We start from the raw sequence: 18,716 nt of genomic DNA, 5'->3' as shown, positions 1-18,716 counted from the left end.
TGAATTAAAATTTAGCTTTCTTCTTGATCTCGCCGGCCACATCTTTCGATTTGGAAGCAGCCGAATCCACGAAGTCACTATACTGACTCTTGATATTATCGAGACCCGACTGAAGCTGGTCCTGCAGATCGCTGAAGAATGAATCGGTATCTGACGAAATACGTTTGCGGGTTTTTTTGCCGCTTTCGGGGGCCAGCAGTACACCAACGATGGCGCCGACGGCCAGACCTACCAGAATTCCGGGTAATGCTCTCATGACGTTTTGATTATGTGCGTGAACTGATACGGCAGGTAAAAAGATAATTTCGTACCAAACCGGGTATGGCTTATCTAACTCGCTGGCAAACAGTATGTTTATTTATTTTCATAACTGAGTGGTAATCAGCAGTTGTGAGGACAAAATTCCCCAGAATGGGCCAACATTTACGCAACCGGCAACGCTGTTGCCGGTCTGGCATCGGCCTGGATAGGGGAGAAAAGAAAAAATCCCTGCGCTCAACTTGGCGCAGGGATTCCGTACCCACCGTAACTTGTACTTAACCTAAAGTCTTATGGCCTGCTCAAACTACCGTTCGAGGTTGGCTTAACAGGTTTTCCCGGGTTACTGGCAAAACCAAACTGTGTCTGCTTTTAAAATCAACTGCCTGAGCAGCTTTTAGTGGCAATTGTGTCGATTGCCGGCCGTACACTCTGTTTCCAATCGAAAGCCAAACCACTGGCTGCAGTTATTGTCGATCGGGCGCAGCTTACTGTGTACCGCTAATTTCCCATGACGTTTATTGAGTAAATCAGAAACTGTGTCTCTTGATCTGTCAGGTAAAGTAGAAAAAGTTGTGCCAGAAACATGACTTACCCAACAAACTCCGCAATCTTCTCGCAGAGAACTGTAAATGAGTGTTTAGGCACCCTGCTGACCCTTTCCGCATACTGTAAACCGGGATGGTGATGAGGCTACAGGTGTAGAAAAAAATCCACACCTGTAGAAAAAGCGTAGAAAAAACGCTCGTCAAAAGGTGGTTACATAGGCTGGTCTGCAAACCGGTTGCAGGGGCGGCTGAATTGCCGGAACGCATCAAACGGTTAAGCCTTTGATCTTTAGATGTTAAATAAACGACTATTGGGGCAGGCTGCCAACTTCGGCACAGAATTGTCTATGTCAATCCTGTACATTATATAAATATACAGTGGTAAGGATGACAACAGGGATTAGCACCGGGCCGCAGTACAGACCAGCTTCAATGAAAGGGGAGACGACTAAACCCACCGCTAAACGGGTATTGATTATAGATGATGAAACCGATATATGCCTGTTACTCTCGGGCTTACTTCGGAAACTGGGGTATATCCCAACATGTGCCAACTACATCGAAGAAGGACGCCAGTGCGTTAGCTCGCAGCAGTTCGATGCCATCTTTCTGGATCTGAATCTGCCCGACGGGCTGGGCTTCGATCTGCTCCCCGCCATCAAGCAGGATCAGGCTTCGGCCAAGATTATCATGATCAGTGCGTTCGATGGGCAGGCCGAGCGCCGGCGTGCCACCGAACAGGGGGCTGATTTTTTCGTTGGTAAACCATTCACGCGGTTGTCGGTCGAACAGGCTTTGCATAGCGTTCAGGTTTAAGTATATTTGTTTAGGATGATCTTCGGATCGCCCGTCCGCATAACTCCTTTATCAGCGGCCGGCTGACACTGCCGGTTGTCTGCACTGCATGGAAAAGATTCTGATCGTTGACGATAATCATGATATATGTCTGTTGCTCGAACGCTTTCTGAGCAAGCAAGGCTATAAAACAGCATCGGTTCAGCGAGGAGAAGATGGACTTGTACTCCTTCGTAAAGAAGCTTATGAACTAGTCATCTGCGATTTCAAGCTCCCCGATATCGATGGGCTCGAAATGCTTCGTCGCATCAAGGTGCTTAATCCGGCTACGGCCGTCATCATCATTACCGGCTACTCCGACGTACGGATAGCTGTTCAGAGTGTGAAGCATGGCGCGTATGACTACGTGACCAAACCGCTTTATCCCGACGAAATCCTGTTGACCATTAAAAGTGCCCTCGAACGCCGGAATCAGGCCCTGCAGCAACAGGGTGCTCTCCAGACTGAAGGGGGGGCGTCGGGCAGTCGGCAGCCCGTAGCCAAAGCACCGGTTGCCCGCACGGCGATGGCTCCCGATGGCAAGCGGTTTATTTTTGGGAAAAGCCGTGTTGCCGAGCAGCTCCAGAAGCACATCGACCTCATCGCGCCTACCAACATGTCGGTTATCATTACCGGCGAAACGGGTACGGGCAAGGAGTTTGTGGCCAACGCCATTCACCTGCGCAGCAAACGCGCCGACAAACCGTTTGTGGCTATCGACTGTGGTGCCCTCAGCAAAGAACTGGCCGGCAGCGAACTGTTTGGTCATGTGAAAGGCGCTTTTACCGGGGCTATGGCCGATAAGGCCGGTAGTTTTGAGTACGCCAACGGAGGCACGCTTTTTCTCGATGAGATTGGTAACCTTTCCTACGACAACCAGATCAAACTGCTGCGCGTGTTGCAGGAGCGAAAAATCCGTCGGGTTGGGTCTAACCAGGATGTAACGGTCGACGTACGCATCATTGCCGCGACCAACGAAGATCTGCGCGATGCCGTTCGGCAGGGGCGGTTCCGGGAAGATATCTACCACCGCATCGACGAATTCGAAATTCATCTGTCGCCCCTGCGCGACCGCAAAGCCGATATTATGGTCTTTGCCGAGCACTTCCTCGAACTGGCCAACCGCCAGCTTGAGAAGAATATCATCGGCTTCGACGATATGGCCAAGGAAAAACTAAAGGAGTATTACTGGCACGGTAACCTCCGTGAACTGCAGAATGTGGTCAAGCGGTCGGTGCTCCTGACCCAGGGCGACTATATCGAAGCCGATGTGCTGCCGCACGAAATCGTGACGCCCCAGTACCTGACGCTCGATGAATCGGGCACCGGCACCAACGTGTCGTTTGAAGCACCCCGCCCCGGTACGCCGGCTGGTCAGTCGGCTGCCAACCTCAAGTCGGTGTCTGAAAATGCCGAACGAGCTGCCATTCTGAAAGTACTGGAGAAAACTGGCTATAATAAAACGAAGGCAGCCGAGGTGCTTAACATTGACCGTAAAACCTTGTACAACAAGCTTAAAGCATACGATATTCATCTGTAGGCTGCTGACTGAAGTTGCCTCACGACATAGAAAAAAGGCCGCGGGGGCCGATCATTCGATCGGCCCCCGCGGCCTTTTGAGTGGATGGTGTAAGCGCGTTTAGTTGATGCTCAGACCAACCGACAACATACCGACCGAGTTTTTGGCGTTGCCTAGCAGGGTTTGTGCTGCACCACTGTTGGCAATCTTCTGGAGGCCTTGGCCATAACGGGCGCCAATAAATGCTTTGCCAAAATAGATGTTGAGGCCGCCGGCGAGACCGTAGTCTACTTTGTTGAAGTTGTCGCGGTTAATGGCAGCCGTGCCAGTGCCAAAGCTGCCGTTTGAGTTAACGTTCGAGTTGAGTAGATAAGCTGCGTAGGGACCAGCCTGCAGTTCGACCGCCTGCCCGAGTTTAAAGGTGAGCAGAATGGGCAATTCAGCGTAATTCAGCTTGAAGGTGTTGCGCCCAGTTGCGCCGAGAACGTTGAAGTCGGCAGCTGCCCCTTTGGTGGTGTAAAGTAATTCAGGCTGAATGGCCAGAAATTCGCCCAGCGGTGCCTGGGCAAACACGCCGGCATTGAAACCGATCCGTTCGTTTTTGTTAGACGCGCTCGGGCTGTTGTAGAACAGCGAACTGGCATTGAGCCCCCCTTTGATACCGACCCGCGTCCGGTTCTGAGCTGTGGCATCGGTTAGGGTAAGTGTAGACGTACCGGCCATCATAAGGGCCGCTGCAACGAGAAATTTGGCTTTCGATCGCATAGTAATGAATGTTGGATAAGGGAGAAACACGTTCTTCCTGACCAGCCCAATGCGTCAAATCCGTGCCAGACCAGGCCTTTTGGGCAATACGCTAAATAAACTCCTTTTCTATCAGTAGATTGAAGCCATAGACTGAGTTGGTATATCAGCAACGTATACACGTGCGAGTGCGGAAACACTGCCCCAAACTGGGGAATAAAGCAGGCAGTTTGATGCGTGAAGCCGGCTCACCGTAAAGTGATAGTGTTATACCGATTGCATAAAAAGGATTGGCCAGTCTCCGCTTTTATTTCGGGCCGAAACTATATTTACTGGTTGTTTACAATTATTTTTGACAGTCAAACGAGTTGCGAACGACGGCAGAATGCTGTGGTTCGATAGACAACTTAGTTAATTGAATTATTGCTTTTTGACAGCCTGATGCGAACCAACTGGTGAGCCTGGGCAGATCACCGTACTTGACTTGAGGCTTGAGTTATATGCACCGCAAACTCTCCATAATGACGATTTTAATTGCCGATGATGATCCGGACGATCGCATGTTTCTGGAGCAGGCGATGCGACAGAATGGGTATAACCAAGTTATCCGATGCGTCGATGATGGAGAAGACCTGATGGCTTATCTGCGCCGTGAGGGCAAATACAGCGAACAGGATGCCCCCTGGCCCAACCTGCTGATTCTGGACCTCAACATGCCCCGTAAAAACGGGTTTCAGGCATTGCAGGAAATCAAAAACGATCCGCAGCTGCGCCGGCTGCCGGTTATCGTCATGACGACATCGTCGGCCGATGAAGATGTAATCCGTACCTACAATCTGGGCGTAAATTCGTTTGTAACCAAGCCGTTCAATTTCAGCCGGCTGGTCGAAATGATCGGCGCGCTCAAAGTGTACTGGATGGACACCGTGAAGCTCCCCTGACTTGTAGTAGAAAGCGGCTTCGAAACCTATGAACTCATGATCGCCGAATCGTTATTATCGACATCCACCAAACAGGCTGTTATTAAAGTGTTGCTCATCGAAGACGATGAGGACGACTATATGCTGACCCGGGCCCTTGTTTCGGCTCGCGAAAACGCCAACATCAAGTTAGAGTGGATCGACAGCTACGAACGGGCGCTCGACCGAATTGCACTCAATGAGTTTGATGTTTATCTGGTCGATTACCGGCTGGGCCCCCATACCGGTATCAACCTGATTCAGGAAGCTTTCCAGCTGGGCTGCCGGGCCCCCATGATTCTGCTGACCGGGCAGGATGACCTGACCGTCGACCAGTCGGCGCTGGAGCTGGGCGCTGCCGACTATCTGGTGAAAGGCCGGATCGACGCGCAGTTGCTGGGCCGCAGCATTCGGTATGCGTTGCGCCAGGCCAGCGTGCTGGCCGAAGTAGCCGAGAAGGAAAACAAATACCGCTCGCTGTTCGAGCGGTCGATCGATGCTATTTTCGTAGTCGATCAGCAACTGCACTTTCAGGATGCCAACTCGTCGGTCGAGCAGCTGCTGGGCTACAACCGCGATCAGCTCTGCCGCATGAATCCCGCCCGGCTCTTCGACGATCTGAACTGCCTGCGCGAACTGCGCTTTAATGTGCGCGAGCACGGGCAGATCAAAGATTTCGAGGCCGTGCTCCTTACACACGACAAACGGAAACGCATCTGCCTGATTTCGATCTGGGCAGTAGAAGATGGCCGGGGACAGCCCGAGTGGTTTCAGGGCATTGTGCGGGATATTACGGAGCAGAAAAAGGCCCAGCGCGACCTGATTCTGGCCGAAAAACTAAGCATGACCGGCAAAATTGCCCGGAGCATTGCCCACGAGGTACGCAACCCGCTGACAAACCTGAGCCTGGCGCTCGAGCAACTGAAAGACGAACTCGATACCGATAACGAGTACGTAACGATGTTTACCGACATTATCGGCCGCAACGTCGACCGGATTGGGCAACTGATTACCGAGATGCTCAACTCGTCGAAACCCCGCGAGCTCGAACGCCGTCGGCAGGATTTCAACGAGGTTGTACGGACAACCGTACAGCTCGTAAACGACCGAATCAAGCTCAAACGCATGCGGCTCGATATCAGCTACAGCAATGAAAACTGTGTGGCCCTGATCGATGAAGAGCAGGTCAAGACGGCCGTGCTGAACATACTGGTCAATGCTGTTGAGGCAATGGAAGAGGGGAAAGGCGTGCTGACCGTACGGACGGGCTGCTCGGATGCCAATCAGGTGTACGTGCTTATTTCCGACAACGGGGGCGGTATTAGCCCCGCCGACCGGCAGCGCCTGTTCGACCCCTTCTTTACTGGTAAATCGGGGGGGATGGGTCTGGGCCTGACCGCTACACAAAACATCATCAACAGCCACAAAGGGTCGATTGATGTGGAGAGTGAACTAGGGGTCGGAACTACCTTCCGACTGGCTTTTCCGCGCTGATTCTGATACACCGCTACCATTGCAGCCCCGCCCCAGCCAGGCGGGGCTTTTTTGTGGAATTGTGTCACGAACGGATGGGGATTTTATTGCACAGTCGACCCGGAAAAATTCCACACTTTACGCGCCGTTTACTCAATCGAATGACCTTTCTCTAAACTTATTAAATAACAGATAGCTGTAAATCAACAACTTGCGATTCTGTTTTTAAGGCCGTTCAGCAGTCTATGAAGCGTGGCATAGAAATGGAAACTATACGGACAAGGACACTAAACAACGACGATCATGTGGAACGCGACTCACTTCCCAGCGGCAATGCGCTCACTCAATACTTCAACCCGAGCCAAAGCCATCGAAATCGCTAACCTGATGCTGGCGCAAGGTCATGTAGACAAACAGTATATTGTCATGACCAGCGTACTCGAAGCCCGTCGTTGGGCCCGGCAACTCCAAAGCCGGCCTGCAGAACCGGTCATGTCGGCTCCCACGTTTGCCTGATCGCTCGCTTTTACTGGTCCTGCATTATGCTTTTCCAACTAGACATTTACAATTCACTGACTGGATGCGCTACCTCGTGCGACGAGTTCGTAAGCCGGTGCGCACGTTGTAACGACGAGCAGTGCCGTGAGGTCGTCATGCTGGGTCTCGACTGTGCTGACCTCTGTCGGCAGGTTGCCCTGGTGTACCGTCGTGACCGGATCGATGCTCAAGGAATCATCCAGACTTGTATGACCATGTGCAAGCGGCTTGTCGACGGTGCCCGGCGCATCGACGGGCAGCTGGCCAGTCAGGTTGCCGATGCCTGCGAACAGGTTCGGCGCAATTGTGAGTTGATGTTGCAGGCTGGCTATCAGCAATCGGCCCGCGCCGACTCGACACCAGCTGTTTGTTATGGCGTGGTGATGACCCACGTAGATTCTTTGTACCGCGGAGCCGCTTACCCGGTTGCGTAACCTTATACACTCAACAAAATGAGCACAACAGAACAGAAATCCGAACCCATTACGAAAGTACTGGACCTGATCAAAGACATTCACATTTCAATGATGACCACCGTCGACGACCAGGACAATCTGGTAAGCCGGCCGATGGCCGTCATGCATACCGACGCCGACGGAACAATCTGGTTCTTCACTAAGCGTTCATCGCCTAAAGTCGATCAGATCGATAACAACCACAGCCGTGTAAACCTGTCGTTTTCTGATGAAGGCAATGCCACATACGTGTCTATTTCAGGCACGGCAACTGAAGTGGACGATCGCGCCAAGATCGAAGAATACTGGTCGCCGGCGGCCAAGCCCTGGTTTCCAGGAGGGAAAGAAGATCCCGAACTAGTCCTGCTGAAAGTAGATACCCAGATGGCCGAATACTGGGATGCCAACAGCAGCCGGCTGGTACGACTGGCTCAGATGGTAACCGGTGCCATTACGGGAACGCCACCCAAGATGGGCGAGAACGAAAAGATTTATAACTAAGCTGATCATCAGTCAGCGGAGCGGAGCAGCAATAGTCGGCAGACTAGGCTGCTCCGCTTTCTATTTTACTCCTGACCGTACACTACCTGCATGATTGTTTCACAAACCGACACGGGCTGGCAGTTGATTACCCAACAGGCCCACGGACTGCTGGCGTTTCAACTGGCCATGCACTGGCATCCCGACCACCGGCCCGATTTCTGGCCCGAAACGCTGGTTGCCCTCACCGAGCACGACGATGGTCAGGAAGCCTGGCAGGGCCGTAACCACCTGACAAAAGCCGGCACGCCACTCCATTTTCAGATTACTGAATACTCGGTGGAGCAGTGCCGCAACCTGATCGCGATTGCGCTGGAAAAAAGCCGCTGGAATGCATTGATGGTATCGATGCACACGTCCTTTCTGTACGAACCCCGTCGGGGCGAGGATGCGGCCCTCGACGCCTTTCTGGATCAGCAGAAAACCAATCAGACCCGCTGGCGACGGCAGTATGAAGCCAGCAGGAAGCAAGCCGACTATGCCTACGCGTTTGTGCAGTGGTGCGACGCGCTGTCGCTGGTGCTGTGTCTGGATCAGCTGCCGCCCGAAGGTCGACGGCTGGAGGTAAGTCTGGGCCCCGACGGCCGGTCTTACTACATCCGGCAACGACCCGATCAGACGCTGGCGCTCGAGCCCTGGCCGTTCGATGGGCCGGAGCTGACGGTTGCTGTGGAGGCTTACCAGCTGGAGCAGGTTACGTTTGCCAATGACAACGAGCTGTATAATGCCATGCAGGACGCGACCATCAAGCGTTTGTGCTGGACCTTTCGGGAGGCCTGACAACCCATCCAACCGAGCCGGGTGTTTACAAAACAAGGCCCCCGACCTGCGCAGGTCGGGGGCCTTGTTCATTCGATATAGACGGGGTTTGCCTAGCGTAGCCGCAGCAGCACCGACGAGCGGCTTGGTACCACATACTCATGACCCCCGGAAACAGGCTTCCAGTCGGGTGTCATCACGCCAACCGACGTGTCGACCACAACTTCCCACTTCGACTGTTTACGGCCGATTTTGGGCAGCATGAAAGGTACGTCGCCCCAATAGGCGTTCAGAATCCAGATCAGCTGCTCATCGCCGATGTCCTGACCATCTTCCGTTTGCTCATCGACCCGCATCCCGTCGATAAACAGGCCAAGGCAGCGCGTATTAGGATCCTGCAGGTCATCTGTGGTCATTTCGCCACCATCGGGGCGCAGATAGGCCACCTGCTCATTGCCGAAGAATTTCCGGCGACTCAGCAGGGGAATATCGCGACGAAGCGCCGTCAGCTGGCTCGTAAAGTCGAACTGCTGCTGTTGCTTTTCAGTCCAGTCCCAGTTCATCCAGCTGATGGCACTATCCTGGTTGTACCCGTTGTTGTTACCACCCTGCGTACGGCCGTACTCATCGCCCATCACGATCATTGGCGTGCCCTGGCTCAGCAACAGCGTCGACAGGAAATTACGCTTCTGACGTTCGCGCAGGGCGTTGATCGATTCATCGTCGGTTTCGCCTTCCACACCACAGTTCCAGCTCTGGTTGTCGTTCGAACCGTCGTTGTTGTTTTCGCCGTTGGCTTCGTTGTGCTTCTCGTTGTAGCTGACCAGATCGTGCAGCGTAAAGCCATCGTGGGCCGTAATCAGGTTAATGCTGTTGGCGGGCGAGCGACCGTCGCTGTAGAGGTCGGGGCTACCCAGCAGCCGAAGGGCTGTTTCGTGGGCTTTGCCTTCGTCGCCTTTCCAGAAGCTGCGGAGGGCGTCGCGGAATTTACCGTTCCACTCCGACCAGCGCACGGGGAAACCACCCACGTTGTACGACTGAATATCCCAGGGTTCGGCAATCAGTTTCACCTGCGCCAGAATAGGGTCCTGCGCCACCGTATCGAGGAACGACGATACCCGACCGGCTTCTTCGTCGGTCCGGATCAGGGCCGACGCGAGGTCGAAGCGGAAGCCATCAACGTGCATTTCCGTTACCCAGTAGCGCAGGCTGTCCATCACCACCTGCAGCGCGCGGGGGTGGGCAAGGCTAAAGGTGTTGCCCGTACCGGTGTAGTCCATGTAGTATTCGAACTTCTCACCGACCTGGTGGTAATACACCCGGTTGTCGATACCCTGAAACGACAGCATCGGACCAAACTGGTTGCCTTCGGCCGTGTGGTTATACACCACATCGAGAATGACTTCGATGCCTGCTTTGTGCAGGTCTTTCACCATCTGCTTAAACTCCGTCACCTGCTGACCATCCATACCCGACGACGAGTAGGTGTTCTGCGGAGCGAAGAAGCCGATGCTGTTGTAGCCCCAGTAGCTTTCGTTGGTGAACTGATGTACGGGCAGCAGCTCAACGGCCGTCACGCCCAGGCGCTTCAGGTAGTCGGTGCTTTCGGGCGTGCCAAGGGCAGCATACGAACCCCGGATCGACTCGTCGATAGTGGGGTGGGTGTGCGTAAAGCCTTTCACGTGCATCTCGTAGATCACCGAACGGTGCAGCGGAGTAGCCGGCGCCTGATCGTCTTCCCAATCGAAGGCATTGTCGACAACCACGCATTTAGGCATGGTAGGACCGCTGTCTTCGGTGCTCATAATCAGGTAGCGCTCGTCCGACTCGTTTTTGTAGTCGTAGCCCAGCCAGCTGTCATCGTGGTTGATGGGCGCGTTGATGGCTTTGGCGTACGGGTCGAGCAGCAGTTTGTTGGGATTGAAGAAATAGCCCTGTTTGGGGTCATAGGGTCCGTCGACCCGATATCCGTACAGCTGCCCCGGCTGCAGGCCATCCACGTAAATGTGGTAGACCAGCTCGGTATGTTCAACCATCGGAATGCGGCCTACTTCGACGGAGGGGTCTTCAGCATTATAGAGGCAGAGATAAGCTGCCGTACCGTTCTCACTGAATAAGGCAAAATTGACGCCTTCGCCATCGAAGGTCGCCCCCAGGGGATATGGCTTGCCAGGCTTCGTCGACAGATCGTCGATCGAACTGAGCGTAGCTCGTTTGGTCATGTGTTTAAAAATGGTGGTGTTACTAAACGTATGTCAGAGGGAAAACCGGCTGATTAGGGCAAATGTTTAGGGGGGTAAGCCGCTAGTAAGGCCCGCTGATCACAAAAAAAGAACCCCTGCCGGGGCTGAGCCACCGCAGGGGTTCCTGAAAAAAAGCCCACCCCCAAGGGGAGCGGGCTTTCCGATCCCACCATTCACTACACTATCATTGCCAGACGGGCCATCGACGCGTGGGCGGAGTCGATGTTCTGCTTCTGGCGCAGCAGCAACTCACGGGTGCTGGCTGCCAAGTCTGTTTCCTGCAACACGGCGTTGTATGTCTCCAGGGCTTCTTTGTCGCCCCGCTGACACTCCTGCACGGTTGCTTTATCGTCGTCACTCGTAAAAGTCGATTTCAGGTTGATCCAGGCACGGTGCAAATCAGCCGCCAGGCTGGTACCGTTGTCCGGGTCACCTCCTATGGCACGAATCTCGCGGTCCAGTTCGGTAGCAAACTCACCCCGCTGACGGCTTTGCGCCGTGAAGAGTCCTTTGAGTTCGGCATCCTTTGCATTCTCAGCCGCTTCCTGGTAACCTTTTTCAGCATCGTGGCTGATCGTAAGCAGCCGATTCAGTTGGTCGAGGATTTCGCCCCGGGTTTCCTTTACATTCATAACGTTTTTGATTTGCAATTAGTGAACTGTTGTACTCGAATCTGACAAATTAGTTGCGTAAAACCGGCTAAAATTACCAAGCGGACCCCTGAATGAGCCGCCTGAGCCGGTTTGGGAGACCGCGTCCGAAAAAATCGGGTGTTTTTCCGGTATCGTGTGCCCGGGCTCAGCAAAGCGCTGAACGGACAGGATCAGGCCGGCATCAATGGCCTGAACAACGGTTGTCATGGTGTCCGACGCCAGCAGCGTGACGCCAGACACCATGAACTACTCAACCCAGTCTATCGGGTTGAGTCAAGCTTACCATCTTTAGCATCGCGTTGCATCTGTTTGTTTGCAAAAACAGCAATATCTACGCGACGATTTTTGCTACGGCCCGCTTCGCTACCGTTGTCGGCAACCGGCTGGGTTTCGCCGTAGCCAATTTCATCCAGTCGGCTCGACTTCACATTCTGCGCTTTCAGAAAATCACCAACGGCGTTGGCCCGGTTGCGCGAGAGTGTCATGTTGTAGTCGTCGGGACCGCTGGCATCGGCATGACCTTCAATCCGGATGTCCGTATCTTCGTACTTGTTCAGCGTCTGTGCAAACTCCATCAGCTGGGTTTTAGTCTGCGGCTTCAGGGCGTACGAATTCACGTCGAACAGGATATCCGATCCAAACGTGATTTTGATGCCTTCGCCAACGCGCTCGATCTGCGCATTAGGCATCTGGCGTTTCATTTCTTCCGCCTGCTTATCCATCCGACGACCGATGATTGCCCCGGCGGCACCGCCAACAGTTGCCCCAATGATGGCCCCGATGGCCGTGTTGCCGGTCTTACGACCAATAATACCGCCCACCAGCGCACCACCGCCGGCACCGACGCTGGCTCCTTTCTGGGCCTTGTTCATTGTTTTTCCTGACTTACAACCAGTGAGTACATTGCCCGAAATCATGCTGACCGCCAGAAGCGCCAGAAGGGACTTTTTGCTGATTGATTTTACTTTATTATTCATTGCATAGTGAAAGTTGGTACTACCCTTAGAGGGCCAAACGCTGTACCAGTTTAAATGCAGCATACTGTAAAAATCGGATAGCTTGATTTAAATAGCTGTTAGTCAGTTTGTTCTGGGAATTTGTACTGTCTGCATCTGTGCGGGGAACTGACCGGGCTGGGGCGGGAAACGGGACATAGCAGACCACTTTTGTAGAGTGGGCTCTACACTTGCTGCGTTGAACAGACCACAAACGAATTGGGCGTTTGCTGCGTTATGTTACCAGCTAATCAATCTCGCTTCACCTTCTTTTTTGCCAGTTTTCCCGCTTATGATCTCTTTTAAAACGGGGGCGCTCCTGCTTGTGCTGAGTGCGTCGATACTGTTTGTACCGGTCGGTTGCAAAACGGGCACCACGCCTGATCCGGTAACGCCTGAACCACCCAAAACGCTGGTAAGCAGTACGCTGATTGGCGAATACACGACCGATCAGCTCCGGAGCCGTTTTTCGGGCTCAACGGCCGCTTTTCAGCTGTTTATCCGCTACCCGATCAGCGTGTATCGGGTTACGTACACCACGACCAATACCGATGGCAAAGCGATCACGGCCTCGGGAGCAGTGCTGATTCCGACGGCCAACACGGCGCTGCCGCTGTTGAGCGTACAACACGGCACCATCACCAGCGATAACGATGCGCCCTCAAACTACAAAGCCAGCAGCGACGTCTACACGTTCGGGTCGGTGTTTGCCTCGCAGGGCTATATCATTGCTGCCCCTGACTATATCGGGTACGGCGCATCGAAAGATGTACCCCACACCTACGAACACCGGGCGGGGCTGGCAACGGCGTCACTCGACATGCTGCGGGCCACGCGCGAACTGATTACGTCGAAAAACGTGAACTGGAACAAGCGCCTGATGATTACGGGCTATTCGGAAGGGGGATATGCTACCCTGGCGCTGCAGAAAAAGATCGAGGAAGAAACCGGTACGGAGTTCAATCTGGTTGCGTCGAGCTGCGGGGCCGGGGCCTACGACAAGCCGGCTTTTATGAAGCAGATCATCAACAACCCGTCGAGTACCGACCCGAGTATTAGTCGGCTGTACCTGTGGGTGATGCTGACCTACGATCGGATCTACAACCTGAACCGGCCGGCTTCGTATTACTTCAAGGAGCCTTATGCAAGCCGGGTGACGGCCAATGGCTACACGGCCGACCTGGGTGGGCTGAGCCTGAACCAGACGCTGACCGACAGCTTCAAACAGGCCATCAACGCCGGTACCGACACCGGTTTTCTGAACGCCGTGCAGGACAACGATATTCACGACTGGAAACCCCGCACGCCCCTGCGGCTGTACCACGGCGATGCCGACGACACGGTGCTGTTCCTGAACTCGCAGAATACCTACGATGCCATGGTGAAACGTGGGGCGACAAACGTGCAGCTGATCCGGCTGGCGGGCGCCAATCACGCTACTGGTATTCTGGGCTACGTAACCGGCACCTACGACTTTTTTGGTACGCTTCAGTAGCTGACAAAGGCGAACGCCCGGCTATCGGGCGACCAGCCCGGTACGTTGAGCGTACCCTGACCACCCCGAAAACGGGCCAGTTCGCGCAGCTGGCCCGTTTTTGTGTTCATAAGGCGCAGCATAACGGCCTTGTCGGCGGGGTGGTTGCTGCCCTGATCGGACAGGTAACTAATGAAAACGACCCAGCGACCATCGGGCGAAGGGTGCGGAAACCAGTTGCTGTAGATGTCGTTGGTCAGTTGCTCGGGGCCGCTGCCATCGGACCGCATCCGCCAGATCTGCATGCGCCCCGTACGGAATGAATTGAAGTAGATAAACCGGCCGTCGGGACTGTAATCGGGTCCATCGTCGAGGCCGGGCGACTGCGTAAGCTGCCGCGCTGAACCACCCTGCCGGTCGATGGTGTAGATGTCGAAATCGGGCTTGCCGCCCGGACCGGGGCGCTCGCCCACAAACGCGAGTGTCTGGCCATCGGGCGAGACGCCGTGCCAGTAGGATGGGCCAGCGCCTGCAGGCGTCAGCCGCCGGGGCTCGCCCCCGCCAATCGCGACCGAATACACAGCCGACACGCGGTTGCCGGTGCCAGCGGCTGGTGCATTGTGGCTGAGCAGAATGGTCTGGCCATCGGGTGTCAGGCCGTGGTCGTTGTTGCAGGCATCGGCCGAACCGGTCGGGATGCGGATTTTCTGGCCATCGCTGATGCGCACCCGGTAGAGCAGCCCGTTCTGGTTGATGATGAGGTGATTGTCGCGGGTCCAGTTGGGGGCTTCGAAGCGGGCGCTGTCCTGCCGAACCAGGCGCCGTTGGCCCGAAGCCAGGTCATAAATCTCGAGTCGGCTTACGACAGGTGTGGTTTGCGCAAAGAGGGCATACGAACTCATCAGAGTCAGCCAGCCAGGCAGGGCAACGCGTGGATAACGCATACGGCAGTGAGATTAGGAAAGCCGTCGACGGGCTTTCCTAATCAAAGAAACAGACAACGAGCCTTTACCCTATTTACTTCAGCGTCAGGATCGTATAAGCCGCCTGGTTTGGCTGCCGGGTGGCCGTACCCACGCGGGTCTGTACCCGATCGTCGTCGTGGATGACCAGCAGCCGGTTGTCGGGCAGCATAGTCAGGTCTTCGGCCTTGTGGCCGAACCGAAGCGCCTGCCCCTGTGCATCGCGTATGAGCTGAAAGGGCTTGTCGGCCAGCAGATCGGTCAGGCGGTTGACCCACAGGTAGGCGTCGACCTGCCCCCCTTTTTCGTAAGAGGTCAGCAGCCAGACACAGTCGCGGGCGGGGTCATACTCCAGGCTCGACAGGCCCAGTGGGGCCGGCAGCGACGCATCGGCCGTTTCGGGCTTGAAATCGGCCACTACCCGCCAGTCGTCGCCCACCCGTAGCTGGTTGCCTTCCACCGTGTAAGATACGGCCACTACTTTATCGACGTGTTTGAAATTGTCGTAGGCTTTGCCAGCCTCGCGAACACCGAACAGGAGATGGGTGCGCGTAGCGGCCAGCCCTTCGATCTTAAAATACGGCAGCGTGCCGGGGTACTCGTCGGTGGCCAGCACCCGGGCCAGCAGCTCCCGATAGGCCACCGAGGTGGGGCTACCAGCCGTGGGAGCCAGCACCCGGGCCTGTTCGGGCTGCCCCGTCGGCCAGTAAAGAATCGTGTTATAGGCGTCCCAGTCGGTACTGCCGGGCTTCACCCGGTCGAAGGCGGTACAGAGGAGCGTAAAGCGGCCGTCGGGCGTCTGCGCAAAATCTTCGTATTTGGTACCGCTCCGAAATGGGCTGGCGGGCAGGTAGGTCGGCCGCTGGCTCGTGTCGGCCAGCGCGGTCAGGGGCACCGAGAAAACCGACGACTGCCCGGCGGGCATGTCTTTGTCGTTGGCCACCAGCACCTGCTTCCCGTCGGACCAGACTGCCGAAGCTTCGCACCACACTGCTTTGCCATCGATGGCGGTGCCGGGCGCAAAGCAGGTCAGCAGGCCCTCGCTGGCGATAGCAGCGGTGGTCGGCAGGGGGCGCTGGGTAAGGGGGCGGCTGGTGCGGCAGGCCGGCAACAGCAGAGCCAGCAGGCCGGCCGTCGATGCCAGCCGGGCCAAAGCAATCGGGAAACGCATACAGATAAGAGTGGGTATTACTGGCGCAAGATAAAGCCAACACCGTGGACATTGTCAATGCGCAGGCTGGTATCGCCGGCCAGCCGCTTCCGGAGCCGCGCAATAAACACGTCGAGGCTGCGGCCCATAAAGTAGTCATCATCGCCCCAGATAGCCTGCAACAGGTCGGTGCGCCGAACAAGCGTGTTGGCCCGGTCGAGGAGGTAGCCCAGAATGGCTGCTTCGCGGTGGGTAAGTACCTGCGTTTGCCCATCGAGGGTCAGCGTCAGGTTTCGGCGGTCGAGGCAACTAACTGGCGAAGGCACGGGCGCAGCGGGGCCGGCCGTTCGGCGCAGAAACACCCCGATCTTGAGAATGAGCTCATCGATGCTGAACGGCTTGACCAGGTAATCATCGGCCCCCAGCCGCAGCCCGTCGAGCCGGTCTTTCTTATCTGACAGGGCGCTCAGAAACAGAATGGGGATTTGCTGGTCGACGGCCCTGATCTGGCGGGCCAGCGTGAACCCGTCGGTTTGCGGTAGCATCACATCGAGCAGGCACAGATCGAAGGGCTGCTGCTGAAACAGATGCCAGGCGGCATCGCCCGAGGTGCAGTGGGTAACCGCAAACGGCACGTTTTCGAGCGTGTCCCGAATCACAAAGCCAAGATTTACGTCGTCTTCGACAAACAGAATACGAGCCATGGTCAACTCCGGAAAGTAGTTAGTCGGGTCAGGACCAGACCCGACCGGCGCGGGCGGACAATAAAGGTACTGCCCTGGGCCGGCGTGCTCTGGAGTTGTATGCGCCAGCCGTGGGCGCGCACCACCCGCTGCACGTAATACAGCCCCAGCCCGAAGCCCCCGGCATTGTGGGTGTGGCCCGACGGAACCCGAAAAAACTGCTGGAACACGGCTTTCTGGTGGGCAGGCGCAATGCCGATCCCATTGTCGCGCACCGACCAGACGAGCTGCTTCTGCTCGGTGCGGGTTTCCAGCACGATGGCGGGCGTAGCGGTGCAGTATTTCAGCGCGTTATCGATGAGGTTGTTCAGAACCGTTTCGAGGTGGTATCGATTGGCCTGCAGGCGGGCGTCGGGGGCGTTCAACGCCAGGGTGATGTGGGGCGAAAAGGTAGCGGCAGCCCGGTTCATCAGCTCATGCAGATCCACTTCGGTACGGTCGGCAACAAAGCCTGCCTGCTGCGATCGGGCCAGCTGCAGAATATGGTGAATGTGCTGCTGCAGGCGCTGGCTTTCTTCGTTCAGCACCCGGGCGTACTGCCGTAATCGATCGGGCTGCTGCTGAATGGCGTTCGACTGTAGCACGTCGGTAGCAATCCGGATGGTGGCCACCGGGGTCTGGAGCTCGTGAGTGATGTTGTTGATAAAATCGCGCTGCACTTCCGTGAGCCGACGCTGCCTGAGGACCACCACCAGCGTGTAGCCAAAAAAGAAAACCAGCAGCAGCACGGCCCCCGTCGACCAGAGCAGGCCCGTCAGCTGACTGGCAATAAAACCCGATTGGCCGGGAAACCGAATGCCAAAATAGTAGGTGTACTGCGGAAACTTGGGCAGGCTGCGCGGGCGCCCGTTGGCGAGGGGGTTGGTGCTCACAAAAGCTCCGTAGATCATCCGGTCGGTGTGGCGGTCGTAGATCCCGTATTCGAAATCGGTGATGAGGTTATGCCGTTGCAGGGCCTGCTGGATCAGGCTTTCCAGACTGGTGGGGTTGATGGGGGCGTCGGTATTGACAATAAAATAATCGGCCGACAGCTGCGTAACGGCATATCCGTTGAGCGTGCAGCGATTTTGCTGCGCCACGGCATCGGCTACGTCCTGCAGGCTGATAAACGCCGACTGCCTGAACTGGCGCTCGCGGAGCGCATAGGCTTCGCGCAGCCAGACCGTCTGAACGGTCAGAATTCCGACAATGGATAGAACCGACAAAACCACTAAAACGCGAATGAGTCGACGGGACATGGCGCAGCAGAACAGCCCGGGGGAAACAGTTCGGGCAACTAAAAGTACGGCAAAAGCCTGATCCGGCGCGGGGCCGATGCACCGTTAACAACTCATTAACAAACGTTGGCGGGCGCTTAACAGCCCCGTAGGGCGGGCAGCGGTAGGTTTGTGCAGACGTTCGGGTGAACGTTCCTGAAAATCCAGTTCGTATGAAACGCCTGCTCCTCGTACTTCTCCCCACCATGCTGCTGGCATCGGTAGCCCTGATTGCCCCGTCGGCACTGGCCCGCTGGTCCGAAACGACCCACGCCTTTGGCCGTATCCCGCAACACAAACCCGTTACGGCCCGGTTTGCCGTGACCAACGAGGGGGCCGTGCCGCTGCTGATCAATCGGGCCAAAGGCTCCTGCGGCTGCACGGGTGTTACGTTCACTAAAACACCGATTCTGCCGGGACAGTCGGGCGAGGTAACGGCCACGTTCAACGCGGCCGCGCCGGGGGCATTCAGCAAAACCGTGACGGTGGAGTCAAATGCCGCCGACGGGGTGCAAACGCTGCGGTTTACCGGTGAGGTGATACCGGCCCCGGCCCGCTAGAAAAAAAGCCGGTCGTCGGCCGGTGGGAGGGCTGTCCCGCTGGCCGACGACCGG

General features: G+C 55.9%; 18 protein-coding genes. 9 read left to right on the top strand and 9 right to left on the bottom strand.

Translation table 11 applies throughout. The features are described from left to right. Nucleotides 1–4 precede the first annotated feature (4 nt). On the bottom strand, nucleotides 5–256 hold the full coding sequence (locus ACYVAC_RS00390; RefSeq protein WP_461095556.1) for a YtxH domain-containing protein: 252 nt from the start codon (nucleotides 254–256) through the stop codon (nucleotides 5–7). A gap of 1,021 nt (nucleotides 257–1,277) precedes the next feature. Between ACYVAC_RS00390 and ACYVAC_RS00385 the strand changes: the two genes are divergently transcribed. Continuing rightward, nucleotides 1,278–1,622, top strand: coding sequence for a response regulator (locus ACYVAC_RS00385; RefSeq protein WP_461095555.1), 345 nt, complete (start codon nucleotides 1,278–1,280; stop codon nucleotides 1,620–1,622). 88 nt (nucleotides 1,623–1,710) lie between these two features. Next, nucleotides 1,711–3,180 carry a sigma-54-dependent transcriptional regulator gene (locus tag ACYVAC_RS00380; RefSeq protein ID WP_461095554.1) on the top strand — a complete coding sequence of 490 codons (1,470 nt, stop codon included), beginning with the start codon at nucleotides 1,711–1,713 and terminating at the stop codon, nucleotides 3,178–3,180. Between the two features lie 99 nt (nucleotides 3,181–3,279). On the opposite strand, the gene ACYVAC_RS00375 is transcribed toward ACYVAC_RS00380, so the two are convergent. Next, complete coding sequence (locus tag ACYVAC_RS00375; RefSeq protein ID WP_461095954.1) at nucleotides 3,280–3,885, bottom strand: porin family protein; 606 nt, start codon at nucleotides 3,883–3,885, stop codon at nucleotides 3,280–3,282. Nucleotides 3,886–4,424: 539 nt separating this feature from the next. On the opposite strand from ACYVAC_RS00375, the gene ACYVAC_RS00370 reads away from it, so the two are divergent. The 5 genes from ACYVAC_RS00370 to ACYVAC_RS00350 all read left to right on the top strand — a co-directional run bounded on the left by ACYVAC_RS00370 (nucleotide 4,425) and on the right by ACYVAC_RS00350 (nucleotide 8,647). Further along, nucleotides 4,425–4,844, top strand: a complete 420-nt coding sequence (locus tag ACYVAC_RS00370; protein WP_461095553.1) for a response regulator — start codon at nucleotides 4,425–4,427, stop codon at nucleotides 4,842–4,844. 36 nt (nucleotides 4,845–4,880) lie between these two features. Further along, nucleotides 4,881–6,356, top strand: coding sequence for a two-component system sensor histidine kinase NtrB (locus ACYVAC_RS00365; RefSeq protein ID WP_461095552.1), 1,476 nt, complete (start codon nucleotides 4,881–4,883; stop codon nucleotides 6,354–6,356). A gap of 521 nt (nucleotides 6,357–6,877) precedes the next feature. Continuing rightward, a complete protein-coding gene (locus tag ACYVAC_RS00360) occupies nucleotides 6,878–7,306 on the top strand; it encodes a hypothetical protein (protein WP_461095551.1) in 429 nt (142 codons plus the stop codon). A gap of 18 nt (nucleotides 7,307–7,324) precedes the next feature. Further along, nucleotides 7,325–7,828, top strand: a complete 504-nt coding sequence (locus ACYVAC_RS00355) for a pyridoxamine 5'-phosphate oxidase family protein (protein WP_461095550.1) — start codon at nucleotides 7,325–7,327, stop codon at nucleotides 7,826–7,828. Nucleotides 7,829–7,918: 90 nt separating this feature from the next. Then, nucleotides 7,919–8,647 carry a DUF3891 family protein gene (locus ACYVAC_RS00350; protein ID WP_461095549.1) on the top strand — a complete coding sequence of 243 codons (729 nt, stop codon included), beginning with the start codon at nucleotides 7,919–7,921 and terminating at the stop codon, nucleotides 8,645–8,647. Nucleotides 8,648–8,739: 92 nt separating this feature from the next. Here the strand turns inward: ACYVAC_RS00350 and glgX are convergent, their stop codons facing one another. The 3 genes from glgX to ACYVAC_RS00335 form a co-directional block, all read right to left on the bottom strand. Beyond that, the gene (gene glgX, locus ACYVAC_RS00345) at nucleotides 8,740–10,848 is read right to left on the bottom strand and encodes a glycogen debranching protein GlgX (RefSeq protein ID WP_461095548.1); all 2,109 of its coding nucleotides are present in this window, start codon (nucleotides 10,846–10,848) and stop codon (nucleotides 8,740–8,742) included. A 197-nt stretch (nucleotides 10,849–11,045) separates the two neighbouring features. Further along, nucleotides 11,046–11,501: a ferritin-like domain-containing protein gene (locus tag ACYVAC_RS00340; protein WP_461095547.1), complete on the bottom strand. Its 456-nt coding sequence runs from the start codon at nucleotides 11,499–11,501 to the stop codon at nucleotides 11,046–11,048. A 281-nt stretch (nucleotides 11,502–11,782) separates the two neighbouring features. Next, nucleotides 11,783–12,499, bottom strand: a complete 717-nt coding sequence (locus tag ACYVAC_RS00335; protein ID WP_461095953.1) for an OmpA family protein — start codon at nucleotides 12,497–12,499, stop codon at nucleotides 11,783–11,785. Nucleotides 12,500–12,809: 310 nt separating this feature from the next. On the opposite strand from ACYVAC_RS00335, the gene ACYVAC_RS00330 reads away from it, so the two are divergent. Continuing rightward, a complete protein-coding gene (locus ACYVAC_RS00330) occupies nucleotides 12,810–14,012 on the top strand; it encodes an alpha/beta hydrolase family protein (RefSeq protein WP_461095546.1) in 1,203 nt (400 codons plus the stop codon). Here ACYVAC_RS00330 and ACYVAC_RS00325 read toward each other — a convergent pair. From ACYVAC_RS00325 to ACYVAC_RS00310, 4 genes are all read right to left on the bottom strand, one after another. After that, nucleotides 14,006–14,935, bottom strand: a complete 930-nt coding sequence (locus tag ACYVAC_RS00325; protein WP_461095545.1) for a TolB family protein — start codon at nucleotides 14,933–14,935, stop codon at nucleotides 14,006–14,008. The two genes, ACYVAC_RS00330 and ACYVAC_RS00325, sit on opposite strands and share 7 nt — an antisense overlap. Before the next feature lie 73 nt (nucleotides 14,936–15,008). Further along, the gene (locus tag ACYVAC_RS00320; RefSeq protein ID WP_461095543.1) at nucleotides 15,009–16,124 is read right to left on the bottom strand and encodes a hypothetical protein; all 1,116 of its coding nucleotides are present in this window, start codon (nucleotides 16,122–16,124) and stop codon (nucleotides 15,009–15,011) included. Nucleotides 16,125–16,141: 17 nt separating this feature from the next. Further along, nucleotides 16,142–16,807 (bottom strand): response regulator transcription factor, encoded by a 666-nt coding sequence (locus ACYVAC_RS00315; protein WP_461095542.1) that lies wholly within the window; start codon nucleotides 16,805–16,807, stop codon nucleotides 16,142–16,144. 2 nt (nucleotides 16,808–16,809) lie between these two features. Then, nucleotides 16,810–18,084 (bottom strand): sensor histidine kinase, encoded by a 1,275-nt coding sequence (locus ACYVAC_RS00310; protein ID WP_461095541.1) that lies wholly within the window; start codon nucleotides 18,082–18,084, stop codon nucleotides 16,810–16,812. A gap of 191 nt (nucleotides 18,085–18,275) precedes the next feature. On the opposite strand from ACYVAC_RS00310, the gene ACYVAC_RS00305 reads away from it, so the two are divergent. After that, nucleotides 18,276–18,662, top strand: a complete 387-nt coding sequence (locus ACYVAC_RS00305) for a DUF1573 domain-containing protein (RefSeq protein WP_461095540.1) — start codon at nucleotides 18,276–18,278, stop codon at nucleotides 18,660–18,662. Nucleotides 18,663–18,716 lie beyond the last annotated feature (54 nt).

The organism is Spirosoma luteolum (assembly GCF_054778875.1).
This window is presented reverse-complemented; position numbering and strand designations above follow the sequence as displayed.